General features: G+C 64.3%; 26 protein-coding genes. 11 read left to right on the forward strand and 15 right to left on the reverse strand.

All coding sequences use genetic code 11. The features are described from left to right. Positions 1–35 precede the first annotated feature (35 nt). Genes L1080_RS17885 through L1080_RS17895 form a run of 3 tightly spaced genes read right to left on the reverse strand, consistent with a single transcriptional unit; the run spans position 36 to position 1841 of the window. A complete protein-coding gene (locus L1080_RS17885) occupies positions 36–254 on the reverse strand; it encodes a hypothetical protein (RefSeq protein WP_459032306.1) in 219 nt (72 codons plus the stop codon). After that, positions 215–880 carry a GSU2403 family nucleotidyltransferase fold protein gene (locus L1080_RS17890; protein WP_250772755.1) on the reverse strand — a complete coding sequence of 222 codons (666 nt, stop codon included), beginning with the start codon at positions 878–880 and terminating at the stop codon, positions 215–217. Before L1080_RS17890 ends, L1080_RS17885 begins: the two co-directional genes overlap by 40 nt. Continuing rightward, positions 855–1841, reverse strand: coding sequence for a type IV toxin-antitoxin system AbiEi family antitoxin (locus tag L1080_RS17895; protein WP_250772779.1), 987 nt, complete (start codon positions 1839–1841; stop codon positions 855–857). Before L1080_RS17895 ends, L1080_RS17890 begins: the two co-directional genes overlap by 26 nt. A 557-nt stretch (positions 1842–2398) precedes the next feature. Here L1080_RS17895 and L1080_RS17900 point away from each other — a divergent pair. Then, on the forward strand, positions 2399–3871 hold the full coding sequence (locus L1080_RS17900; protein ID WP_250772781.1) for an FAD-dependent oxidoreductase: 1473 nt from the start codon (positions 2399–2401) through the stop codon (positions 3869–3871). Positions 3872–3993: 122 nt separating this feature from the next. On the opposite strand, the gene L1080_RS17905 is transcribed toward L1080_RS17900, so the two are convergent. From L1080_RS17905 to L1080_RS17925, 5 genes are all read right to left on the reverse strand, one after another. Continuing rightward, positions 3994–4491 carry an SRPBCC family protein gene (locus L1080_RS17905; protein WP_250772784.1) on the reverse strand — a complete coding sequence of 166 codons (498 nt, stop codon included), beginning with the start codon at positions 4489–4491 and terminating at the stop codon, positions 3994–3996. 34 nt (positions 4492–4525) lie between these two features. Beyond that, positions 4526–4819, reverse strand: a complete 294-nt coding sequence (locus tag L1080_RS17910; protein WP_159920206.1) for a DUF2516 family protein — start codon at positions 4817–4819, stop codon at positions 4526–4528. Positions 4820–4892: 73 nt separating this feature from the next. Beyond that, positions 4893–5750 (reverse strand): major lipid droplet protein TadA, encoded by an 858-nt coding sequence (tadA, locus tag L1080_RS17915; protein WP_159920204.1) that lies wholly within the window; start codon positions 5748–5750, stop codon positions 4893–4895. Beyond that, positions 5743–6249 (reverse strand): helix-turn-helix domain-containing protein, encoded by a 507-nt coding sequence (locus tag L1080_RS17920; protein WP_109327766.1) that lies wholly within the window; start codon positions 6247–6249, stop codon positions 5743–5745. Before L1080_RS17920 ends, tadA begins: the two co-directional genes overlap by 8 nt. Positions 6250–6380: 131 nt before the next feature. Beyond that, complete coding sequence (locus tag L1080_RS17925; RefSeq protein WP_250772836.1) at positions 6381–7652, reverse strand: DUF445 domain-containing protein; 1272 nt, start codon at positions 7650–7652, stop codon at positions 6381–6383. 146 nt (positions 7653–7798) lie between these two features. Between L1080_RS17925 and L1080_RS17930 the strand changes: the two genes are divergently transcribed. From L1080_RS17930 to L1080_RS17940, 3 genes are read left to right on the forward strand one after another with little or no spacing between them, the layout of a single operon-like run. Further along, on the forward strand, positions 7799–8533 hold the full coding sequence (locus L1080_RS17930) for a TetR/AcrR family transcriptional regulator (protein WP_159920202.1): 735 nt from the start codon (positions 7799–7801) through the stop codon (positions 8531–8533). A 49-nt stretch (positions 8534–8582) separates the two neighbouring features. Further along, positions 8583–8888, forward strand: a complete 306-nt coding sequence (locus L1080_RS17935) for a DUF4873 domain-containing protein (RefSeq protein ID WP_159920200.1) — start codon at positions 8583–8585, stop codon at positions 8886–8888. A 47-nt stretch (positions 8889–8935) separates the two neighbouring features. Continuing rightward, on the forward strand, positions 8936–9796 hold the full coding sequence (locus tag L1080_RS17940) for a polyphosphate kinase 2 family protein (RefSeq protein ID WP_250772786.1): 861 nt from the start codon (positions 8936–8938) through the stop codon (positions 9794–9796). Between the two features lie 15 nt (positions 9797–9811). Here L1080_RS17940 and L1080_RS17945 read toward each other — a convergent pair whose 3' ends face one another. Then, on the reverse strand, positions 9812–10033 hold the full coding sequence (locus tag L1080_RS17945) for a hypothetical protein (RefSeq protein WP_159920196.1): 222 nt from the start codon (positions 10031–10033) through the stop codon (positions 9812–9814). 121 nt (positions 10034–10154) lie between these two features. Between L1080_RS17945 and L1080_RS17950 the strand changes: the two genes are divergently transcribed. From L1080_RS17950 to L1080_RS17960, 3 genes are all read left to right on the forward strand, one after another. After that, complete coding sequence (locus tag L1080_RS17950; RefSeq protein ID WP_250772788.1) at positions 10155–10712, forward strand: DUF2231 domain-containing protein; 558 nt, start codon at positions 10155–10157, stop codon at positions 10710–10712. 19 nt (positions 10713–10731) lie between these two features. Then, positions 10732–10887 (forward strand): DUF6131 family protein, encoded by a 156-nt coding sequence (locus L1080_RS17955; protein WP_201453523.1) that lies wholly within the window; start codon positions 10732–10734, stop codon positions 10885–10887. Between the two features lie 185 nt (positions 10888–11072). Further along, positions 11073–12269, forward strand: a complete 1197-nt coding sequence (locus L1080_RS17960; protein ID WP_250772839.1) for a glycosyltransferase — start codon at positions 11073–11075, stop codon at positions 12267–12269. Positions 12270–12301: 32 nt separating this feature from the next. Here the strand turns inward: L1080_RS17960 and L1080_RS17965 are convergent, their stop codons facing one another. Next, entirely contained in the window at positions 12302–12610 is a 309-nt protein-coding gene (locus tag L1080_RS17965) for an STAS domain-containing protein (RefSeq protein ID WP_250772791.1), read from the reverse strand. A gap of 359 nt (positions 12611–12969) precedes the next feature. Further along, positions 12970–13659, reverse strand: a complete 690-nt coding sequence (locus L1080_RS17970) for an ANTAR domain-containing protein (protein ID WP_250772793.1) — start codon at positions 13657–13659, stop codon at positions 12970–12972. A 222-nt stretch (positions 13660–13881) separates the two neighbouring features. Between L1080_RS17970 and L1080_RS17975 the strand changes: the two genes are divergently transcribed. Beyond that, on the forward strand, positions 13882–14316 hold the full coding sequence (locus tag L1080_RS17975) for an ATP-binding protein (protein WP_159920188.1): 435 nt from the start codon (positions 13882–13884) through the stop codon (positions 14314–14316). Continuing rightward, positions 14313–15110 (forward strand): SigB/SigF/SigG family RNA polymerase sigma factor, encoded by a 798-nt coding sequence (locus L1080_RS17980; RefSeq protein WP_159920186.1) that lies wholly within the window; start codon positions 14313–14315, stop codon positions 15108–15110. Before L1080_RS17975 ends, L1080_RS17980 begins: the two co-directional genes overlap by 4 nt. Before the next feature lies 1 nt (position 15111). Here the strand turns inward: L1080_RS17980 and L1080_RS17985 are convergent, their stop codons facing one another. The 4 genes from L1080_RS17985 to aceA all read right to left on the reverse strand — a co-directional run bounded on the left by L1080_RS17985 (position 15112) and on the right by aceA (position 20958). After that, entirely contained in the window at positions 15112–16152 is a 1041-nt protein-coding gene (locus L1080_RS17985; RefSeq protein ID WP_250772795.1) for an NAD(P)-dependent alcohol dehydrogenase, read from the reverse strand. Between the two features lie 81 nt (positions 16153–16233). Next, the gene (metE, locus tag L1080_RS17990) at positions 16234–18528 is read right to left on the reverse strand and encodes a 5-methyltetrahydropteroyltriglutamate--homocysteine S-methyltransferase (RefSeq protein WP_159920182.1); all 2295 of its coding nucleotides are present in this window, start codon (positions 18526–18528) and stop codon (positions 16234–16236) included. Between the two features lie 117 nt (positions 18529–18645). Then, a complete protein-coding gene (locus L1080_RS17995) occupies positions 18646–19542 on the reverse strand; it encodes a 3-hydroxybutyryl-CoA dehydrogenase (RefSeq protein WP_109327740.1) in 897 nt (298 codons plus the stop codon). A gap of 126 nt (positions 19543–19668) precedes the next feature. Further along, entirely contained in the window at positions 19669–20958 is a 1290-nt protein-coding gene (gene aceA, locus L1080_RS18000) for an isocitrate lyase (RefSeq protein ID WP_109327738.1), read from the reverse strand. 536 nt (positions 20959–21494) lie between these two features. Between aceA and ramB the strand changes: the two genes are divergently transcribed. Together ramB and urtA are read left to right on the forward strand one after the other, a co-directional pair. Beyond that, positions 21495–22907: an acetate metabolism transcriptional regulator RamB gene (ramB, locus tag L1080_RS18005; protein ID WP_109327734.1), complete on the forward strand. Its 1413-nt coding sequence runs from the start codon at positions 21495–21497 to the stop codon at positions 22905–22907. Positions 22908–23117: 210 nt separating this feature from the next. Then, positions 23118–24371, forward strand: coding sequence for an urea ABC transporter substrate-binding protein (urtA, locus tag L1080_RS18010; RefSeq protein WP_159920180.1), 1254 nt, complete (start codon positions 23118–23120; stop codon positions 24369–24371). Positions 24372–24384 lie beyond the last annotated feature (13 nt).

Below are 24384 nucleotides of genomic sequence, written 5' to 3' on the forward strand. Positions count from 1 at the left end.
GAACCTTCAACCACAGCAATATCGTTGGTGAACTGCTACTTGCCCGCCAGTGCGTCCACCAAATCGCTGGCGAGGAACGCCACCGCGACGGCAACCTCCTCAGGTTCACCAATACCCTGCTCGGCACGCCCTGCCATGTCCGATCCAATCGCATCCGAGCCGGACGCGAACAACGTGCGAAGGTGTGCTAGAGCCTCCGCCGTCACCGGACCACTCAGCTCGTCAGCCAGCAGGCGCGCAAACGAACTGCGCAACTCCTCGGTCTCGACCGCCCGGAGAATCCGGTAGTGTCGTGCGCGTCCTTGTCCTTCAGACGACTCGGCTTCTCGACTCGCTCACCAATCTTGTGCAGCTTCGCGACCAGGAGCGCCGCTGGGCCTGCGACTCGAACTTTCTGACGTCGCCCGTCAGCTGGGTCAAGAGGGTCTATCCACGTCGGCGCATTGTCGACAACTGCTGCCTCCAACCCACGCGCCCGACGTGTTGCCCGATTGTCGTGGGGAGGAATCCGCCCTCCCCGCCTGCTTTTCGAACTCGGACCCGCCAACGCCTCCGGCACCATGAGGTCGACAGGGATTCCATCGGCGTTCCGCCACGAGCCCGGCTGTCCACTGACACGATCGAGCAGAAACCCTGCCGCCATCATGGCTTCCTCGAGCCTCGGATCTTCTAACAGGCCTCGAGGATCCAGCGCGAGATCGGCGTCCTTGGTCGATTCAGCAAGGGCAACGGGTGCGCCTCCCGTGCGAATGTAGATTGCCTGTGCGCCAATCACCACGACCGAGTCCCGGTGCTCGCCGAGCGCTTCGACCGCATCCAGCAGAGCCGCCCGAGTCCGGACGAGGAGATCGTCGCTAGTTTCGGCGCCATCGTGACTCATTTCGCACCATCCAATCCATAAGCTCTTCAGCTTCGGACGGGCTGCGGCCCGGTCCGGTTAACAGATCGACCACTACTTGCCCCGGGGCAGCGCATGTCACACCGCCAGGGTTCTGACGGGTTCTGACAAACACCACGTCGGTGTCCGGTTCTGCAAGAAGCACATTCGCGCCTGCCTCGGTTGCGCGCAGGCCCCACTGCTCCGCGCAACCGGTGCTGTCTGCGACATACATCATCGCGTTGCGCGCCGGGGCATACTCGGCCAAGTCGGCCGCCGCGATCGTCCCGGTCACCGCGTAGCGTTCGGTGCTGCCTGCGGCATTCTTCATTAGTGCAGAAAGGCCACGTGGTGCAATCCAACGCGTGACCCGGCTGTTCCGAACGAACTCGTAGTCCGCGCTCCACCGCCGCAACAATTCACGCCAGTCCGGCACGGTTACGGCTCCTAAATCCGTTCGAGCAACGAGTTCCTCACCTTCGAGGAACTCAATTACGCGGTAGGTCGACCCTGTCGACGTGCCTGCCGCCTCGATCAGTCCGCGGATGGTCCATTCTCTATCGAAGTCGACGAGCGCCCTAACGACCTTCGCCGCCGGAGCCCCTTTTAATGTGCCTCGCGGTCGTCCTGGACCACTCTGCGGCGCACGATTGGCGCCTGCACACGAGATGAACAACCCAGGTAGGTCAACGTCGACGCGAATGTTCCCTGTTGTATCGATGTACGAAATGCCCGCGTCGGCGAGTCGGTCCCGTACCGGCGGGGACAGATACTGGGCAACTACCACTCCTCGAGCAGAGTGATTGCCCCTAATCTGACGCTCAAGACGCTCGCGAACAGATGCGATGTCGCGGCGTTCGACTATCCGTCGAACCGCTAAAACGAGATCGACGAAATGCTCGTCAGGCGCGGTAACCCTTAGGACCGCATCGACGCGCACATCCGATTGAATCGGCAGCTCCACGGCGGCCCACCTCTTTGGCAGTCTATCCAGGAGTGCCGTGATTCCATCACGCAGAATCTCCCTCTCCGTCTGCGGCCCTGCACTTAACTTCATAGCGTCCCTCCCTGCGTTCAGTAATTATGCTATCTCCACCGACAGTGGAATGAGGCATTTTCCTGAACACCCGCAGCGTCCGCCCCCGATTGCGCTGCCGCGTCCACAAGCACCTAGATGTGTTCAGCAAAATATCTCATCTCCACCGACACCGGACTCGATATTTCTTGAACATTCCTTGGACGTTCCATGTGACCGCATGCGTCTGCCGTACGCACCTGCTGGTGGCAGTTGAGGTATACCCCTGGACCGGTGATCAAGAGGCTTCACACCCTCGTACACCAGCTCCGCGTTCCAGCGCCTGTCCGCCGCTTCCACGACCGCCCGCAAGCACAACCGGTACCGGCACCGGCGTGCCTCTGCGCGGAGGATCTACACAGAACAAACTGGCCTCGAGACGAGGCGGAGCGTGACGTCACCACCGCCCGGGCTCGCTAGCATTGAAGAGTCCCCAGGAGGTTGCGGTGACATACAGTGCTGCGTCGGCTGAGACGTCCGTGCGGGTAGAGCGCTGCGACGTCTGCATCGTCGGTGCGGGCATCGCCGGAGTCAATGCCCTGTTCGTCGCCAGTCGATACTTGTCCCGCTCGCAAAAGATCATCCTGGTCGACCGCCGCGATCGTCCCGGCGGCATGTGGGTGGATACCTATGCGTATGTGCGACTGCACCAACCGCATGGCCTGTTCACCGCCGGCAACATCAAGTGGACGCTCGGCCGGGATCGGTCCTACCTGGCAACAAAGGACGAGGTGCTCACGCACTTCGAACACTGCCTCGACGTTGTCAAGCAACGAGTACACGTGGACGAGTACTTCGGCTGGACGCTCGAGTCGCATGACGAGTCAGGTGGGATGGTGCGCGTCACCTGCACATCGTCGGACGGCCACGTCATGGTCGTCGAGGCGAAGCGACTGATCAAAGCCAGCGGTTTCGGAGTCGTGCCCAACGACCCGCTCGAGATCTCCAGCGCGCGCGTCCTGTCGGTATCACCCGATTTCTGCGACATGCGAGGGGACGACATGCGGGCGAGTAACGCCCCTGTGTGGGTCGTGGGCGGCGGAAAAACGGCGATGGACACCGCTCACACGCTGATCACGGAATACCCCGGCCGGGAAGTGAATCTTGTGGCAGGTTCGGGCACCTTCTTTTCGAACCGCGACCGGTTGTTCCCTACCGGCGGCCGACGATGGTGGGGCGGCACGCCCGTGACCCGCATCTTCACGGAACTGGGTCGGCGCTTCGACGGGACCAACGAGACCGATGTCGCGACCTGGTTCCGCACTACCTATGGCACCTGGCTGACCCCCACCGCAAACAACTACCTGCTGGGCTTGCTGTCCGAATCGGAGAACAGGACGATTGCCGCCGGTCTGAACGAGGTGATCATGGATCACGTCGTGGATGCCGTCGACCGCAACGGCGACACCGACTTGGTATTCCGCAGCGGCTCAGCGAAGACAATTCAACCGGGCAGCTGGATAGTGAACTGCACCGGATACATGCTGCGAGGCGAGAACCCCTACGAGCCCTACGTTACCGACAGCGGTGCGGTCCTGTCGATTCAACCGCGTTCTGCCACATTACATCTGACTTCGTACGTGGGATACTTCCTGACCCACCTACTGTTCTTGGACAAGATCCAGGACCTCCCGCTGTATGAACTCGACGCGCCGGATCTACGGAAGAAGTCGAAGGCGGCATTTCCCTATACGCTCGGATCGCTCACCATGCACAACCTCAGTCTCATCGTCGACAGCGTGCCGAACAAGGTATTCCTCGATTGCGGACTCGATCTTGATCGCTGGTACCCGCGGCCACGCCGCATGATCGGAACAACGCGGTTCCTGCTCACCCACCGCCGCGGACGCGATCACCTCCGCCACACCCTGGACACTGTGCGTGAGCGATTCGATGTTCGCTGCGGCCCACTGAGGTAGTCGTAACCATCAGTTCCACATGCGAATCCACCAATCGAACCTCTGCAACCGAGGTTGTGTCCGGCCGGGGCCGGCTGAAGTTCAGGCGGGCACTGCCCGCCCAGTGATAACGCAACGAAGCGTCAGTCCGGCGTGTGCTCGGTGGACTCGGGCATGAGCAGTTGCTCGGACAGCACCTCCAGTGCCTGTCGTGCGTAGCCACGCCACATCGAGGCGATCAGCGGCATGACGAGTGTCCCAGGTCCCCTCGGGTGCAGGACCCATCGCCACGTGACTCTGGTCCCGGTCCCGCATGGGACGAACTCCCAGGTGCCGTCGATGCTGTCAACCAGCGGCCGCAGTGGGCCGGTGATGTCGCTGAGCCGGTAACTGAACGAGAGTGGGGCATCGACATTTGTCAGCACCTCGCGCATCGTTCCGCCGTCCGTGGTGACCACTGTGCGCGACTGTCCGACCCGGCCCCAGATTCCGTCCTGTCCGCGAACCTGCTTGATGGGCGGCAGCAGGGCGTAGCGGCGGGAGAAGATCGCATCCAGCGGGATCGACAGGGTCCCGTCGAATGCTTGCGCGCATGTGATCGGGATAGCCCGCGACTGGTCGACTGTGGTAGGCGTGGCCATCACGCGAGCCTAACGTAGGCGAGCAGTTGCCAAACTACCAGCGGGGTCCGCGTTGGACGTCGTCCACCCGCGGCCGGACATCCACGAGATAGACACAGACTGCCACCACCGCGACGATGCCGAACAGCTGCACGGCGGGGAACAGCAGCAGCACGAGGAATGCCACGGCGAGAATGCTCAGCCAGATGGGTTTGCTCAGCTTGTCGACGGCCGTGAAGGCGTCTTTGCGCTGGCGAGCAGCGTGAAACAGGGCGAACGCCGCGCCGCCGAGGGCGACGATGCGAATCACCAACAAGATCACCGAGACGATGCCGTCAACATGAATCACACGCTCATACTACGAGCTGAAGACGCAAACGGCCCCCGCACCGTAAAGTGCGGGGGCCGAGAGCGCGAAAAGGTCAGACCTTCTTGGCCGGAACCGTCTTCTTGGCCGGAGCCGTCTTCTTGGCGGGCGCGGGCGGAGTTGCAGCAGCCTTGGCCGGAGCAGCCTTGGCCGGAGCCGGGGCCGGGGCCGGGGTCGCCTTCTTCGCCGGGGCAGCGTGCTTGGCCGGCGCTGCCTTCTCTGCGCGGGCCTGGACGTCGGCAGCCGTAGCGTTCACCCGATCGGCAGCCTCCTTCGAGACCTCTTCCGCCTGGTCACCCAGGTCGAGAACGCGAATCGCGGCCTCGTCGCCGGCGTCGGCAATCGCTTCGCCGACACCCTCGGCAGTGTCGGAGATCCGGACGGACGCGCGGCCGGCGAGCTTCGCGGCCTGCTCGCCCACAGCGCGGGTCTGGCGTGCCACGGTGCCGAGAGCTTCCTCGGTCAGCTCGACGGCGTCACCGAAGGCCGACTCGGCGCGGCCGAGACCCTCCTCGACGACCGGCTGCTTGCGGATGCGCTCGACTGCATCCTCGCCACGCTCCGCGAGGGAGGTGTAGAGGTCGGACGCAACCTTCAGGTACGCCTCGGCGACCTTGCGCAGTTCGTCGGCGGTGAACTTCTCGCGGAGCTCGGCGAGTTCCTCGGGCAGCTCGGACGGCAGGCCCGCGAGGCGCTCGCGGAGGTGCTCGACACCCTCGGTGACCTCTTCCTGCAGACCGGCGATGCGTTCGCGGGCGCCACCGACGCGCTCCTCGACATCATCCTGGGTGTTCTCGGCGCGCGAGCGGACCTGGGCGACGACGTCGGCCACGGCCTGCACCACGACGTCACCGGCACCTACGGCTGCGTACAGCGAGGTCTTGACGCTGTCGATGGTTTTCTGGTCAGTCATCGGCTATCTCCTGTTCAACGTTGGGGGGGTCGGGTTCCGGCGTCTCGGGTCCGGACCGATGTGGTTCGTGGGTCCGAACCTCGGACATCCTGGATTCGGCGGACTCTGCCGAGTCGTTCTCACGACAGAAGGACTCGTAGATCTCGAGCAGCACTTGCTTCTGCCGCTCGGTGATGGCCGTATCCGCAAGCAGGGCGTCGCGAACAGGACCGTGGGGTCGTTGCTCGAGGTACCCCGCCTGGACGTACAGGACCTCCGAGGACACCCGGAGACCCTTCGCTATCTGCGCCAGCACTTCGGCCGAAGGCTTGCGCAACCCGCGCTCGATCTGACTCAGGTACGGATTACTGACGCCTGCGAGTTGCGCCAGTTGTCGCATCGAGACCTGCGCGGCTTCACGTTGTGCACGAATGAAGCCACCGATGTCGTGTGCGGCGTTACTGACTACGCGAGCGGCCACATCTCCTGCACCGGCTGCCTCGCGGTCGTCGCTGGCCATCAGTCCTCCCGAATTGCTGGGCAATTTCGAGTGTAAGAGAGGGTGCTAGCAATTGCAAGCGCTCTGCTAGCAGTCGGCGCGTGGCCGTCGCCACAGGGTGCCGGGCGGTCAGCGAAACATCAACCCGACGGTCAGCCGAACATCAAAGAGGAGACCGTGTAGATCAGTAACCCGGCGATCGAACCGACCACTGTGCCGTTGATCCGGATGAACTGAAGGTCCCGTCCCACCTGCAGTTCGATCTTCTTGCTCGCTTCCTCGGCATCCCAGCGTTCGACGGTGTCGGAGATGATCCCGGTGATCTCGCCGGTGTAGTTGTCGACGACGTATCGCGTGCCCGCCATGACCCACCCGTCGACCTTGAGTCTCAGCTCGTCGTCGTCGCGCAGTCGTTCGCCGATCCGGACGACGTTCTCGGCGACCTTGGTCCGCAGCGTGCTGCCCGGATCGTCGACGGACTCCATGATGAGGCGCTTGGCGACCTTCCAAGTGGCGGCGGCGAGCCCGGTCACCTCCTCGCGACCCATGATCTCGGCCTTGATCTTTTCGGCCTTCTCCATCGTGACGGGGTCGTTCTGCAGGTCGTCGGCGAAGTCGACGAGGAAGCGGTTGGCCGCCTGACGGACCTCGTGCTCGGGGTTCGAGCGCACCTTCCACGTGAATTCGACCAGCTCACGGTGGATCTTCTCGCCGAGCATCAGGTCGACGAACTTGGGCGACCAGGACGGCGAGTCGCGGGTGACGATGCGGTCGATGGTTTCCTGGCTTCCCAATGCCCACTGATGGGCGCGCTCGGCAAGCAGGTCCAGGATCGGCAGCTGACGGTTCTCGCGGAGTAGTTCACCGAGCACCCGCCCGATCGGCGGCCCCCATTCCGGCTCGGCCAGCCTGCGCACGATGGTGCTGTCGATGATCTGCTGCACGTCCTCGTCGCGCAGCACCTCGACGAGTCCACGCAGGACGGTCGCTGTCTCGGCGGCGATTCGCGCGGCATGTTTCGGCTGCGCCATCCAGGTGCCGAGCCGTAGCGGGATCTGGGCGGCCTGGACCTTGGCCGACACCACTTCGGGCGCCAGAAAGTTCTGACCCACGAAACTGCTCAGACTGGCACCGAGCTGATCCTTCTTCCGTTTGATGATCGCCGTGTGCGGAATGGGCAGGCCGAGGGGATGACGGAAGAGAGCCGTGACGGCGAACCAGTCGGCGAGCGCGCCCACCATTCCGGCTTCCGACGCGGCCCGCACGTAGCCGACCCACTCCCCCGCGCCACGCGATTCCTGCCACCGGCACACGAGGTAGACCACGGTGGCGAACACGAGGAAACCCGTCGCCACGGTCTTCATCTTGCGGAGATCGCGCCGCTTCTCCCCGTCGTCGAAAGCAGAAAGACTCAATTGATGCACAGTTGCCATTGTGCCGAAGGTCGATGACGCGGCGCTTCCCAAAGGAGTGACGAGCGAGCTGCACAGACGGCATTGTGCGAGCCGACAACACACGCGCACTAAGCTGAGAGAAGAATTGCGATACGAAACGGATGTGAACAAGCTCAGTGGCGAATGACGACCTGAAGGATGCCGAGCAGGTGACGGAGTCGATGACGAAGCTGGAGAAGGCGACCAAGCCCGACGGGCGTAAGCGCCGCTGGCGCGAGCACAAGATCGCGCGCCGGGAGGAGCTCGTCGACGGAACGATCGCCGCCATCCGCCTGCGTGGGCGCGACATCGGCATGGATGAGATCGCCTCGGAAATCGGCGTCTCCAAGACCGTGCTGTACCGGTACTTCGCCGACAAGAGCGATCTCACCAATGCCACCATGGCCCGCTACGTGGAGACCACGCTGGCACCCCGGATCTACGAGGCCATCGGCGAAGATCTCGACGACTTCGAACTCACCCGCGCCACGATCACCGCCTACGTGGAGACGGTCGCATCCGATCCCGACGTGTACCTGTACATCATGTCGAACGGTTCAGGGCCGGGCCGGGACACGGTGGCCGATTCCGAACGGATGATCGCCGAGGTCCTCTCGACGGTGCTCGGCGAGCGACTGCGTCAGATGGAGATGGATTCCGGAGGCGCGGTGCCGTGGGCGTACGGCATCGTCGGCGGTGTCCAGTTGGCTACCCACTGGTGGATCTCGAACCGATCGATGTCGGTGGAGGATCTGATCAACTACCTGACGATGATGACCTGGGGAGGCATCACCGGCATCGCTGCCTTCAACGGTTCCCCCGCGCGATTCAACGCGGCACCGCACCCGCTGCTTCCCACAACCGACGAGTAGACGCTCACTCAATATTGTGTAACCAGAAGTAACAGGTAAACTCGGGATCATGAACGACTCCGAGGAAGAAGAGGGTTACCGCGGGCCGGCCGAGGTCGTGGTGGGTGCACTACCCGCCGTGACGGTCCAGGTCCAGCTCGCAGGGAACTTCGAACCCATCAGCGGTCGCTACGTCTGGCACGGGCGGGTACGCACGCTGACGGACGCCCTGGGCGAGGACGCCGACCTCTCCCCCGGCACGGAGTTACGGATTACGGGACCGCAAGGTACCGCCACCGCCAGGATCACGGGCGTGGATTTGTGGGGCAGCCACCTCGTCGACGGGGTCACCCCGCCACCCTTCAGCCGAGTGTGAAGCCGAGTTCGCCTGTCCGAAGCCCCCGACTGTGGCACTGTTCGTCGATGGCAGACAACGCAGCAGGGTTGTGGGAGACACCGGCCGCCGAAGTGCTGCGCTTCCGGACCGGCATGCAAATCGCTGATCTCGACAGTCGCAGCACACCCGGATTCGTCAGCGGCAAGACCGACGGGAAGCGCGCCCTTCACGAACGGGGAACGGTCCTCTCCTCGTTGCAGGAGAAGCTCTACGCCAACGGCCGATCCGGCGACAACCGCTCGGTGCTGCTCGTCCTTCAGGGCATGGACACCGCGGGCAAGGGCGGAATGGTTCGTCACGTCATCGGGCACGTCGATCCGCAGGGTGTCGATCACGTGGCATTCGGGGTGCCCACCGACGAGGAGAAGCGGCACCACTACCTGTGGCGGGTCACGAAGGCGCTGCCCCGGGGTGGGCAACTGGGCGTCTTCGACCGCTCCCATTACGAGGACGTCCTGGTAGTGCGCGTACACGGCTTCGTTCCCGAGACCGTGTGGCATGGCCGCTACGACGAGATCAATCAGTTCGAGAAGGAACTCCTCGGCACCGGCACCACCCTGGTGAAGGTGGCCATGTTCGTCTCCCTCGACGAACAGAAGTCGCGGCTGCAGAAGAGACTGGAGCGCCCGGACAAGTACTGGAAGTACAACCCGGGCGATGTGACCGAACGCAAGTTGTGGCCGGCGTATCAAGACGCCTACCAGGCGATGCTCGACAAGACGTCCACCGAGGACGCGCCCTGGTATGTGGTTCCGTGTGACCGGAGGTGGTACAGCAGAATTGCGGTCACCGAGCTGCTGATCGACGCATTCGAACGCCTCCGCCTCGAATGGCCGGAACCTGATTTCGACGTCGACACGGAGAAGCGCCGACTCGCGGAGTCGTAGGGCGAACGCGGTCGCTCAGAAAAGGTGTGGCGTGTCGTGATGCACCCGGTGATCGTGGTGCACTGTGCCGCCGTACAGCGCCATTGCTGCTGCGAGGGCGACGACGCACAACGAACCGGCGATCACCGCCCAGCCGCCCTCACCGGATCCGGCAGCGACGAGGAACCCGGCGATGCAGACCACCGCGAACAGGACGAGCGCGAAGCTTGTCCACGCGGCGAAGAGATTGAGTTTCATCAGTACTCACCTCACCTGGTGGAATCTGTTCCCGACGCTACGCCGCACTGCAATCGGCGACAAGATGTCTCAGTGGCGTCAACGGGGGTTTCGCGCCGTCCGGCCGGGGTAATCGAGCCGAATGAACGTACCCGGTCTGTTACGCAAGACGGAGTCCGCCGACTTCCTCGACAACGTCAGCGCCCTGTTGCAGCGCAGGATCGCCGGCACGCTCAGCGGCACCGGAGCCCGTGAAGTTCTGCGGGGTTCCTGGTTGGGTCACCCGCTGCATCCCGTGCTCGTCACCGTCCCGATCGGCGCCTGGTCCGGGTCACTGGTCCTGGACACCGTGCTGCGCGACCACGTCGCCGCCAGACGGCTGATCGGATTCGGTCTCCTCTCGGCAGTGCCCACCCTCACGACCGGCTGGGTGGACTGGGCCGAACGCGATGCGAGGCAACGCCGTGTCGGCCTCATTCACGCGGGTGCGAACGCACTGGGGATCGCCGCCTTCACCGCGTCGTTCCTGCGCCGCCGTCACGGTACCGACGCGCAAGCTGTCGCGCTGAGCGTCGCCGGGTTTCTCGCGGTCGGCGTCGGCGGAACGCTGGGCGGACATCTGACCTACGCAATGGGCGCAGGAGTCGGCGACGTGGAGCGCAGTCCGTCAGCGGACACGCTTCCCGCGTCGAGAGGATGAGGAAGAAACGAGGAACGTCATGATCGTGCTCGGGTTGATCTTGCTCCTGATCGGATGGCTGGCCAATCTCAACTGGCTCTGGGTTCTCGGCATCATTCTCCTGGTGATCGGCGCGGTGCTGTGGATTCTCGGTTCCACCGGACGCGCTGTCGGCGGCAGGCGTCACTGGTACTAGATCGCGACACCGACCGGTCCCGTGAACCTGTCCTGTGACAGAGTGCGAGCCGGTCGGTTTACAAACCCACAGTTCGGGAATCCCCTGGCATGACCGCCACTCATCGCCAGCCGAGACCCGACTCCTGCGTCGGTCAGCCGATCAGAACCGCGCCTCTCGTCACCGCCCGGCGGTTACGAATATCGATGGTCTCCGGCAACGCGGGTCCGCTGACCGATTCGGACGGCGACGGAGGCGGGCAGAGCATCCATCTGGCGGAACTGTCCGCTGCCCTCACCCGCGAGGGCCACGACGTCACCGTGTACACGCGCCGCGCCGACGAAACCCTCCCGGACCGCTTCACCATGCCGGGCGGATACGCGGTCGTGCAGGTGCCCCTCGGTCCGCCCCGGCCGATGCCGGAAGCCGAAATACTGCCCCTGATGGGTGGTTTCGGCAATTTCCTGAAGAACGAATGGGAGGCCGAAAGGCCCGACATCGTTCACGCCCACTATTGGATGTCGGGTATTGCGACGCAGCTCGCGGCGCGCCTCCTCGGCATCCCCACCGTGCAGACCTTCCACGCCCTCGGCGTCGTCGAGGAGCGGTTCCAGCGTCCGATGACGAGCCAGTCCAACCGTGTTCACCTCGAGCAGTTGATCGCCCGCGGAGCCACCCGGGTGGTGGCAACGTGTACCGACGAGGTTTTCGAACTGGCGCATCTCGGTCTGCCGCGGTCCCGGACATCGGTCGTTCCTTCCGGTGTCGACGTCGCGGAATTCACTCCGGACGGTCGCGCCGACGACAAGGGGATGCGTCATCGCATCGTGATGGTCGGCAGGCTGGCGCCGAGCAAGGGCTACGACACCGCCATCGCGGCGCTCACCCATCTTCCCGATACCGAACTGGTCATTGCGGGCGGACCGGCCGCCGAGCGGGTCGCCGACGATCCGGAGGCGATGCGACTGCTGGCTCTCGCGCGTGAGAGCAAGGTGAGCAACAGGGTACGGATCGTCGGCCACGTTCGGCACGACGTCATGCCGTCCCTGCTGCGTTCCGCGGACGCCGTGGTGTGTACCCCGTGGTACGAGCCATTCGGCATGGTTCCCCTGGAGGCGATGGCCTGCGGCACACCGGTGGTGGCTTCCGCGGTCGGCGGCATGCGGGACACGGTGGTCGACGGAATCACCGGGCGGCTGATCTCACCCCGAAATCCGGTGCGACTGGCCGAGGCACTACGGCAAATCTTCGACGATGATGCGCTGCGTGCGGGTTTCGGCATGGCGGGCTGCGACCGTGCCCGCGCACGGTATTCCTGGGATCGAGTCGCCACCGACACACTTCGTGCGTACGGACGTTGCGTTTCCGCTCCCCCGCGCACGAGTCGAACCGGTGCGCACTGATCTCCGCACCGGTTCCGTCCGAGGATCTGCCGTCAGGCGGTTTTTCCGTGCCACGCCCCGAGCGCGCTGTCGACCGACGGGAAACACGGGTAACTCGATTCCTGACCCGCCGCCCGTAGCAACCGACAGAGCGGGCGCCCGCAGATCATTGCCCAATGCCGGCCGTCCCGAAGGTTCGATGCGTGGACGCTGTCGAGGACCGACAGTCCTGCCGTCCCGATGAAGTCGACCTTGGACATGTCGAGGATGAATTGCCCCTCAGGCGAGATCTGGGTGCAGACGTATTCGTGGAACACGGGGGCACTGAACAGATCGATGTCACCGCGCACTCCGAGAACCATCACTCCTGAACCTATTCGCTCGGAAGAGAATTTCGCACTCGCACAGCGTGTCGGAACGGTATCGACCGCTGCGAAGACTACTTTCGGTGTGTAGTCGACGCCGGCACCCGCGCCCGAACAGGCCAGTTCAGGCTCTGGGACCCCTGGAACAACAGACATGGCTCACCCCATCTCGAACTATTGAGAGGGGAAGCGGAGCACCTGCAGACAAACCCGACCTCGGACACCTCTCACCGTCTGCTACGGCAGCGCTTCCCGACATCGGCTGTGTGTTCAACCTCGGTTCGAGACTACTCCCGGCAGTGATGTGTCACAAGGAAATAACAGATCCCCTTGCCGACATCTGCGCAGGTGAGCTATTACAAAGCGTTACCTACGGGCGCGCGTCTCGCGACGGCGCGCACTACTTGCTCGGCGACCACACGCAGCTTCACGTTCTCCTGTTGCGAGCGCGCGACGAGGACGCCGAACGCGGCCCCGGCATCTACTCCCCGCAACGCCATGACGATGCCCTTGGCCTGATCGATGACAGCCCGCGAATCATTTGCTATCCGCACTTGTTCGATCAGGCTTCTCGCTTCCTCGCATCGTCGTACCTGACGCAGTGCGGCCGTCGCCGCGTCGACGTGCAACCCGAGCACCGACTGATCGAGGTCGTCGAAGGCGTGCGGGCAGCTGCCGTACAGGTTCAGGGCACCCAGCGTCTCGATATCCCCCGACCGGGAGTCTGCCCGTGTTGTCCCGTCGGTCAACGGCACCGACAAGGAGCTACCGCCGGTACCGAACACTGGGGCCTCGCGTAAGCGGAGGACCTCGTCCGAGGTTGCGGCCACGAATGCCGGTCCGGCTGCGCCCAGTAGCATGATTCCGGCCATTTCCGCTCCGGGAAATGCCCGAACCGCCTGCCTGCACAAGTTGTTCAGGAGGGCAATGACACTGTCTTCGGTCTCGAGGAGCCGGAGCACCGCCTCGAGCGACACGGTGACGGGATCGACGTCCGTGGGGGCGTCGACGCTCGTCGCAGTCTGCCGTCGGAGATCCTTCCGCATCCCACCCGTCTCCTCTGACCACATGCCCCATCGAGAGCCTGCGGAACGCTCATCGCTTGCGCTAACCCTACCTGCGCATACGTACCGCACGGACTGGTTTGATCGGGGTTGTTCTGCGGTATCCCACCTGCGGTGTCCCCGGATCGCTACCCTGACTTGTCACCACCCGCGAGCCGGCAACACTCCCGCCGTCAACCCGGTAACGCCCGACCCGGAGGTCTCATGGCCATCGCCAAGACAATCGAACCCGACCAGGATCACACTCATCCCGTCGTCGAACTGCGCGTGCGAGCAACGCCCGATCAGCTGTCCGTATTACGCGCCCTGGCAGCCACCGTTGCCATCCACGAAGACTTCGACCTGGACTCCATCGCCGACATCAAACTGGCCATGGACGAGATCTGCACCCAATTGATCGTCCGCGCGACGCCCGATGCTGTCCTGGTGTGCCGGCTCCAGTACCTCGACGGCACACTGCGAGTGGCCGTGTCGAGCACCACCACGACCATTGATTCGCTCGGGCCGCGCTCGTTCGGCTGGCACGTACTCCATGCCCTGACCGATTCGGTCGACATGCGCCACGAGCCGGACCCGCCCTCGTCGGGATTTGTCACCACGATGGAATTCACCAGGGTGAAGAACGGCTCGATTCTGTGACGTCCGGTACTCGCGGTGGGGGGCAGACGGCACGCTGGCCGGACGAGTATCAGGATGTGGCAGCACTGTTCGAGCGGAAGGCCGCGCTCGACGAGAACGATCCCGAAAGACGAATTCTCCGCGACGCGCTGGTGACGCGTTGCCTTCCCCTCGCAGAGCACATTGCCCGTCGTTTCGACGGGCGAGGCGAGGCGCACGACGACCTGGTACAGGTGGCGCGCCTCGGCCTCGTCAATTCGGTGGATCGGTTCGACGTGACCCGTGGTTCCGACTTCGTGTCGTTTGCGGTGCCCACGATCATGGGCGAGGTACGCCGGCATTTTCGAGATACCGGCTGGGCCGTGCGCGTACCGCGCCGCATGAAGGAACTGCATCTCGCGCTGAGCCTCGCGGTAGGCGAACTGTCGCAGACTCTCGGCCACGCCCCCACCGTCAGCGAGCTGGCCGAACATCTCCACATCGACCAGGAGGACGTGGCGCAGGGCCTCCTCGCCGGCAACGCCTACCAGACGGTGTCCGTGGACAACACGTCGTCCGAGCGGTCCGGCGAACTGTCCATGGTCGAGACGATCGGTGACTACGACGCCGCGATGGACGAAGTCGAGAATCACGAGACCCTGCGCCCTCTGCTCGAGTCGCTGCCCGAACGGGAGCGGACCGTCCTGATGCTCCGGTTCTTCGGCAACATGACGCAGACCCAGATCGCCGACCGCGTCGGCATCTCGCAGATGCACGTCTCGCGGCTGCTGGCGAAAACATTGGCGTCGCTGCGGGATCAGCTCGGCGAGGCGTGAGTCAGATCGTTGCCGCGTCGATGACGAACCGGTACCGCACATCGCTGGCGACGACGCGGTCGTAGGCGGCATCGATGTCGCTCGCCGGAATCACCTCGATCTCCGCGCCGATGCCGTGCTCCGCACAGAAGTCCAACATCTCCTGAGTCTGGGCGATACCGCCCACCATCGAACCGGCGAGACTGCGCCGATTGGCGGCGAGACTGAACGCGCGTACCTCGATCGGCTTTTCCGGCAGGCCGAGTTCGACGAGGGTGCCGTTGATCGCGAGCATCGACAGGTACGCGTCGATGTCCAGGTTCACCGACACCGTGTTGACGATCAGATCGAACCGGCTCCGCAACGATCTGAACGTTTCCGGATCAGAGGTGGCGTAGTAGTGATCGGCTCCGAACTTCAGCCCGTCCTCCTTCTTGCCGAGGGACTGGCTCAGAACCGTGACCTCCGCGCCCATCGCATGAGCGATCTTCACCCCGACGTGTCCCAGCCCACCCATGCCGATGACGGCGACCTTCTTGCCCGGGCCCGCGCCCCAGTGCGCGAGTGGTGAGTACAACGTGATTCCGGCGCACAGCAGCGGCGCCGCGACGTCCAGTTCCAGCCCGTCCGGAATGGAGACGACGAAACGTTCCGTCACCACGATGTGCGTCGAATATCCGCCCTGCGTCCACTCACCGTCGCGGCCGCGAGCGTTGTACGTGCCGGTGACGCGATTCGCGCAGTACTGCTCCTCACCGGCGCGGCAGGCGTCGCATTCACCGCAGGAGTCGACGAAGCACCCGACTCCGACGCGGTCACCCACGTGATGGCGAGTCACCTCGGAACCGACGGCGGTCACCACACCGGCGATCTCGTGGCCGGGGACGACGGGATAGTGGGTCCCGCCCCACTCGTTGCGGGCGGTGTGGATGTCCGAGTGGCAGATGCCCGCGAACTTGATCTCGATGAGAATGTCGAGCGGTCCGAGCTCCCGACGTTCGATGGTGGTCTTTTCGAAGGCGCCCTCAGCGGACGTGACTGCATATGCGGCGGCGGTAACCATGCACACATGCCTACCTGTTCGCGTCGGTCGGCGTCCAGGCGGGCCGTGTCCGAGGACAACGGCCCGCCCGGACGAATCGACTCAGTCCTCGAGTTCTTCCTTCTCGGCCCGGCGGCGGAGCCGCCGCGCGGCCGCCACCAGATTGCGCAGCGAGGGTTCCAACTGCCAATAGTGACGGGTCTTGAGACCCCCGTCGGGGTTGGCCCACAGCCGCTCGAGAGAGACGGATTCGCTGGCCTCGGTGAGCAGTTCGTCCAGCTCGTCGATATCGGGGATCCGCGCCGACCTGCTCTCGTACACACCGGGACCGACCCCGTGAGTCAGCGCCCGTTCCTTGAGCGCATCGAGCACCCAGGTAATGGACCGGGTGGCCACGATGGCAGTGACGTCCGCGTCGAGGCGTTCGATGGCATCGACGACCGACGCGCGGCTCGTGTAGGTGAGGTGGGTGTGGATCTGCGTCTCCGCTTTCGCACCACCGGTGGCGAGGCGGAACGCATCGACAGCCCACTCGAGATACGCCTCACGACCGTCCTCGCGCAGAGGCAGCAGCTCACGGATGGCCGGCTCGTCCACCTGGATGATCGCGATACCCGCGGCCTCCAGATCGGCGATTTCGTCGCGGATCACCAACGCCAGCTGGTCCGCGGTTTCGTACAACGGCTGATCCTGGCGGACGAACGACCGCGCGATCATCGTGACCGGACCGGTGAGCATGCCTTTGACCGGCTTGTCCGTCAGAGACTGTGCGTACGAGATCCACTCGACCGTCATCGGCTTGGGCCGCGACACGTCCCCGTAGAGGATCGGCGGACGCGTGCACCGCGAACCATAGGCCTGCACCCAGCCGTTGTGGGTGTACGCGTAGCCCTCGAGCAGCTCCGCGAAATACTGGATCATGTCGTTGCGCTCGTGCTCGCCGTGCACAAGAACGTCCAGGCCGATGTCTTCCTGCAACCGGATGGTGTTCTCGATTTCTGCCTGGATCCGCTTGTAGTACTCGTCCCACTCGAGGCGTCCCTCCCCCAGCTCGTAGCGAGCCTGACGGATCTCGGTCGTCTGAGGGAACGAGCCGAGCGTCGTCGCGGGAACCAGGGGCAGATTCAGCCGCTCCTGCTGCGCGACGCGCCTCTCCTCGTACGAGACCCGCACACGGTCGGACGGCGTGATCGCATTGACCCGGGCACGCACGGCGTGCTTGAGCTTGAAGTGCACCGAAGTGGGGCGCTTGCGCCACTTCTCCGACGGCCCCTCGGTGAGAGCCTTCGCGAGCGACACGACCTCGCCGACCTTCTGCTTGGCGAACGCCAGCCGGTCTGCCACGTCACCCTGGATGTCGTACTCGGACAACACGTCGTAGGGAACGTGCAGCAACGACGTGGACGTCGAGACCACGAGATCCGGCACGACGTCCTTGATCGTGTTCAGGTACGTCAGGGTGTTGTACCGGTCGACCCGCCACACGTTGCGGCCGTCGACCACACCGGCGTAGATGCGCTTGCGCCGAATGCCGGGGATCTTCGCCAGGTCGTCGGCGCTCATCCGGTGGCTGACCAGGTCGAGACCGAGAGCCTCGACCTTGGTCGCGGCGAGGAGGGCGAGTGCTTCACCCAGGTGTCCGTACGGCCCGGTGACGAGGATGCGGGGACGCAGCGGTGCGTGCGACAGCTTCTCGTAGGCACGCGCGAGCGCGGCCAGCTCCTCGGGGGTGCGGTCTTCGGTGAACGACGGTTCGTCGAGCTGGACGCACGTGGCGCCGGCCTTCGCGAGCTGCTCGAACAACAGCTCGTACTCCGGCAGGATCTCGTCCAGCAGGTCGAGCGTCGAGAAGCCGTGCCGCCGGGACGCCGGCCCCACCTTCGACAGGAGCAGCAGCGACACCGGGCCGAGCACGACGGGACGCAGTTCGATTCCGCGCGCCTTCGCCCGTGCGAACTCGTCCATCAGTGTGTCCGAACGCAGGGAGAAGGTGGTGTTCTCGTCCAGTTCGGGCTGGCGGTAGTGGTAGTTGGTGCCGAAGAAGCGCACCAGCTCGAGAGGCGGGAAGTCGGGCCGGCCGCGACACATCGTGAAGTAGAAGTCCAGCGGATCCAGGTCGCTTTCGAGCGCGGCGAACCGCTCGGGCACCGCACCGAACAGCAGCGCGTTGTCGAGTACGTGGTCGTAGTACGAGAACGTGTTGCCCGGGACCTGGGTCAAACCGGTCGCGGCGAGCTCACTCCACGTCTCTTCCTGCAGATCCCGCCCGACGGCGACGAGTTCTGCCTTCGTGCTGGTGCCATGCCAGTAGGACTCGAGTGCGCGCTTGAGTTCGCGGTGCGGCCCGATGCGGGGATACCCCAGGATGCTGGATCCGTATGTTGCGGTGCTGGACATGCGGTCGACCTTTCTGGGCTCAGTCCGGGGGCGGAAAGCACCGCGGACTCGATGCACCTGTGCGCCTCTCACAACCGGGGTCGTGAAAGGCGCACAGGGTAGTCGCCTACCTACCTACTAGCTTGCTTTCTTGCTGGCCCGGCCGTTCTCGGCGTACTCGTAGAAGCCGGCGCCCGCTTTCTTGCCGACGAGTCCCGCCTCGACCATGCGCAGCAGCAGCGGCGGTGCCGAGTACAGGGGCTCCTTGAACTCCTCGTACATGGAGTCGGCAATGGACTTGACCGTGTCCAGACCCACCAGGTCGGTCAGCGCGAGCGGACCCATCGGGTGTGCGAGGCCGAGCACCGTTGCCTTGTCGATGTCTTCCTTGGTGGCGAACCCCGACTCCACCATGCGAATGGCGGAGAGCAGATACGGCACCAGCAGGGCGTTGACGACGAAGCCGGAACGGTCCGCGGAGCGGACGACCTGCTTGCCCAGCACATCGCTCGCGAAGGCCTCGGCCCGCTCGGCCACCGCCTTGCTCGTCTTGAGCGTGGTCACGAGCTCGACGAGGGGAAGCACAGGAACGGGGTTGAAGAAGTGCATCCCGATGACCCGTTCCGGGGACTTCGTGGCAATGCCCAGCTTCATGATCGGGATCGACGACGTGTTGGATGCCAGCACGGCATTCGGATCCGTCACGACCGAGTCGAGCTCGGCAAAGATGTCACTCTTCACCTTCTCGTCCTCGACGACGGCCTCCACGACGAGCTGGCGATCCGCGAAATCACCGAGATCGGAGGTGAACCGCAGCCGCCAGGCCGCCTGTTCACGTTCACGTTCGGTGATCTTGCCGCTGCTCACACCGCGGTCGAGCGAACGCAGGATGCGTGATCGCCCTGCAGCCGCAAGCTCACGGGTCTGCTCGAACACCAGAACATCGACGTGCGCGCGAGCGCACACCTCTGCGATTCCGGCGCCCATGATCCCGGCGCCGATAACGCCGACGCGCTGAATTTTGTCGCTGGTCACGTCGTCAGCTCCTTTTTCGTCTAGTGGAGTCGTCGCCCCGGGAGGGGCCCTGGAACAGGCCCCTCCCGGGGGTCGGGATTGATCAGGTCACACCGTGATCGGTCGAATCCTTGTTGTGGACAAGGATCAGTGGAACTGACCCTCTTCGGTGGAACCCTTCAGAGCTGCCGTCGACGTGTTGGGGTCGACCGTGGTGGCGATGCTGTCGAAGTAGCCGGCACCCACCTCACGCTGGTGCTTGATGGCGGTGAAGCCACGCTCCTCGGCTGCCTTGAACTCGCGCTCCTGTAGGTCGACGAAGGCGGTCATGCCCTCGCGGGCGTAGCCGTGAGCCAGGTCGAACATGCCGTAGTTGAGCGAGTGGAAGCCGGCGAGGGTGATGAACTGGAACTTGAAGCCCATCGCGCCGAGCTCCTTCTGGAACTTCGCGATGGTCGAGTCGTCCAGGTGCGCCTTCCAGTTGAAGGACGGCGAGCAGTTGTAGGCGAGGAGCTGGTCCGGGAACTCGCTGCGCACGGACTCGGCGAACCGCTTGGCGACCTCGAGGTCCGGCACGCCGGTCTCCATCCAGATGAGGTCGGCGTACGGCGCGTAAGCCTTGGCGCGAGCGATGCAGGGCTCGATGCCGTTCTTGACACCGAAGAAGCCCTCGGCGGTGCGGGTGCCGTCCAGGAACGGCTGGTCGCGCTCGTCGACGTCCGACGTGATGAGGGTTGCGGCCTCGGCGTCGGTGCGTGCGATGACCACGGTGGGAACGTCCGCGACGTCGGCCGCGAGGCGAGCCGAGGTCAGGGTGCGGATGTGCTGCTGCGTGGGGATGAGCACCTTGCCACCGAGGTGGCCGCACTTCTTCTCCGACGCGAGCTGGTCCTCCCAGTGCGAACCGGCGACACCGGCCGCGATCATGGCCTTCTGCAGCTCGTAGACGTTGAGTGCACCACCGAAACCGGCTTCACCGTCGGCGACGATCGGGGCGAGCCAGTTGTCGACGGACGTGTCGCCCTCGACCTTGGCGATCTCGTCGGCGCGCAGCAGCGCGTTGTTGATGCGACGCACGACCTGCGGAACCGAGTTGGCCGGGTAGAGGCTCTGGTCCGGGTAGGTATGTCCGGACAGGTTCGCGTCACCGGCGACCTGCCAGCCGGAGAGGTAGATGGCCTTGAGGCCTGCACGAACCTGCTGAACGGCCTGGTTGCCGGTCAGCGCGCCCAGCGAGTTGATGTAGTCCTCGTTGTTCACGAGGTCCCAGAGGATCTCGGAACCACGGCGTGCGAGGGTCTGCTCTTCGACAACGGTGCCCTGGAGCTTGGTGACCTGCTCCGCCGTGTAGTTGCGGGTTACTCCCTTCCAGCGCGGGTTGGTGTCCCAATCCTGCTGAATCTCAGCTGCGGTCTTCGGGGTGCCGGTGGTCGACATCAAGACTCCATCTCTTCGATCTGCTGGTCCGGTACGGATGTACTGCTTCACATCCTTGCCAGGCCCTTCCTAGTTACTCATCGAGAATGACACACACAAAAAGTGCCGTCTACCTGTTGCTACTGCCAATCTTCGCTAGCTTTTCATCCAGCCTTGCAAACTTTGCGAAGAAGGAATGGGTGACGACCTACCCTGTCGGCGAGGAAAGATACCCGCCAGTAGTAAGAACATGCAGGTCGCGAACACAATGCACGCAACCCCTCGTACACAGGTAATTGCGCCCCTGCGGCCCGCACTTTCCCCCGGGCGGCACACCCCTCGACGAACCGGTTGTGATGGCAATCACCGATCGGGGCGGATACCGCACTCGCGGCCGTTACCGCGCTCGCGTCCGATGGCCGGACCGGCGTCGGGGGCGAATGTACCTTTCGGCGCGTCCACAGCGCCGGAAGGTACGTTCGCCCCGGGACTACAGCACCCGCGAAGGCTGCGAAGCCCCTCTTGCGAACCCCGCGAACCGTTCGTAGGCTGGGGAAATGTCGAAGACCTTCGTCGGTACCCGGTTGCGTCAGCTCCGCACCGAACGAGGCATGAGCCAGGCAGCACTGGCCAAGACGCTGGAAATCTCCGCCAGTTACCTCAACCAGATCGAGCACGACGTCCGGCCGCTCACCGTGCCGGTTCTGCTGCGCATCAGCGAGGTGTTCGGCGTCGACACCACCTTCTTCGCCTCCCAGGACGACACCCGCCTGATCGCCGAGATGCGGGAGGTTGCCCTCGATCAGGAGATGGGTATCGACGCCGACGCTCAGGAGATCGCGGACATGGTGGCGTCGCATCCAGGCCTGGCGAAGGCCATGGTCAACATGCATCGCCGGTTCCGCAACACCACCGCGCAGCTGGCGGCGGCCACGGAGGACCGGTTCAGCGACGGCAGCGGCAGCGGTTCCATCACAATGCCGCACGAAGAGGTCCGGGACTACTTCTACCAGCGTCAGAACTACCTGCACGAGCTCGATACTGCTGCAGAAGAGCTCACCGCCCGCCTGCGTTTCCACCGCGGCGACGTGGGGGGTGAGATCGCCCGCAGGCTGGAAACGGTGCACGACGTACAGATCGTTCGCCGCATCGACCTGGGTGAGAACGTGCTGCACCGGTACGACCCCGAGTCGCGGGTGCTGGAGATCTCGCCGCACCTTTCGGGCGGGCAGCAGGTGTTCAAGTTCGCCACCGAACTGGCCTACCTGGAGTACGGCGACCTCCTCGACAAGATGGTGGCGGAGGGCGGCTTCACCAGCGACGAGTCGGTGGCGCTGGCCCGGCTCGGACTCGCCAACTACTTCGCCGCCGCGACCGTGCTGCCCTATGGGCAGTTCCACGACGTCGCCGAGGATTTCCGTTACGACATCGAGCGCCTGTCGGCGTTCTACTCGGTCAGTTACGAGACGGTCTGCCACCGCCTCTCCACCCTGCAGCGGCCGAAGCTGCGCGGGGTCCCGTTCATGTTCGTGCGCGTCGACCGCGCCGGGAACATGTCGAAGCGCCAATCCGCCACAGGCTTCCACTTCTCCACGAGCGGTGGCACCTGCCCGCTGTGGAACGTCTACGAGACGTTCGCGTACCCGGGCAAGATCATGAACCAGATCGCGCAGATGCCCGACGGCCGCCGGTACCTCTGGGTCGCTCGCACCGTCGAGCGTCGCGCCGCCCGCTACGGGCAGCCTGCCAAGATCTTCGCGATCGGGCTCGGCTGCGAGATCAGACACGCGCACCGCCTGGTCTACGGCGACGGACTGGACCTCGACGAGTCGAATCCCGGGACGCCGATCGGAGCCGGCTGCCGGGTGTGCGAGCGAGTCAACTGCCCACAACGGGCTTTTCCGCCCCTGGGCAAGCAACTCGACATCAGCGAACACCGCAGTTCGGTGTCCCCCTACCTCATTCGGTGACAGACTGCACTTTCCGCCGCGCACCGCTGCCGCTGTGAGCGCTTGTTCACACGTCTGTAATTCGCGACACGAACACGTCACCGACAGACATTCAGGCGCAACAACCGCGGCTTAATGTTCGCCCCACGAATACACCTCTGTATACGTGGGGCGGATACATCCGTTCCGGAATACGGGGTTCCCCACCTCCTCCGACGGAAAGGCCCGTACATGCGCACCTTCTCCAAGCGCGCCCTCGCTGCACCGACCGCGCTCGCCGCGATCGGGCTCGTGCTGACCGGTTGCGGCAGCAAGGCATCCGACACGGCCACGGAGTCCACCGCGGCATCCTGCGTGGACACCTCCGGGGACACGATCAAGGTCGGGTCGTTGAACTCGCTGTCCGGCACCATGGCCATCAGTGAGGTGACCGTCCGGGATTCGATCGCGCTCGCGGTCGACGAGATCAACAGCGCGGGCGGCGTGCTCGGCAAGAAGATTCAGATCGTGGCCGAGGACGGCGCTTCGGAACCCACCGTGTTCGCCGAGAAGGCCGAGAAGCTGATCAGCAGCGACTGTGTCGCAGCGGTTTTCGGCGGCTGGACCTCGTCGAGCCGCAAGGCGATGCTTCCGGTGTTCGAGGACAACAATTCCCTGCTCTACTACCCCGTCCAGTACGAGGGTCTCGAAGATTCGAAGAACATCTTCTACACGGGTGCCACCACCAACCAGCAGATCGTTCCTGCCCTCGACTACTTGAAGGAGAAGGGCGTCACGTCGCTGTACCTGGTGGGTAGCGACTACGTGTTCCCACAGACCGCGAACCGCATCATCAAGGCCTACGCCGAGGCCAACGGCATCGAGATCAAGGGCGAGGACTACACGCCGCTCGGTTCCACCGACTTCTCCACCATCATCAACAAGGTTCGCTCCGCCGACGCAGATGCCGTGTTCAACACGCTCAACGGAGACTCGAACGTCGCGTTCTTCCGGGAGTACAAGAACGTGGGGCTGACCGCCCAGGACATGCCCGTCGTGTCGGTGTCGATCGCCGAGGAGGAAGTCGGCGGTATCGGGGTCCAGAACATCGAAGGCCAGCTCACGGCCTGGGATTACTACCAGACCATCGATTCGCCGGAGAACAAGACGTTCGTCGACGCGTACAAGGCGCGGTACGGCGCCGCCAAGCCGACGTCGGACCCGATGGAAGCCGCCTACACCTCCGTCTATCTGTGGAAGAACACCGTCGAGAAGGCGAATTCGTTTGCTACGGCTGACATTCAGGCCAACGCGGACGGAGTGACGTTCGACGCCCCCGAGGGAAAGGTCACGATCGACGGTTCCAACCACCACATCAGCAAGACGGCCCGAATCGGTGAGATCCGGGGAGACGGCCTGATCTACACGGTGTGGGATTCCGGCACCCCGATCGAGCCGGACCCGTACCTGACGTCCTACCCCTGGGCCGAGTCGCTCGGTAGCTAGTACCACGTCCGAC

It is taken from the genome of Rhodococcus sp. MSC1_016 (assembly GCF_023667485.2).
GTDB lineage: Bacteria > Actinomycetota > Actinomycetes > Mycobacteriales > Mycobacteriaceae > Rhodococcus_F > Rhodococcus_F oxybenzonivorans.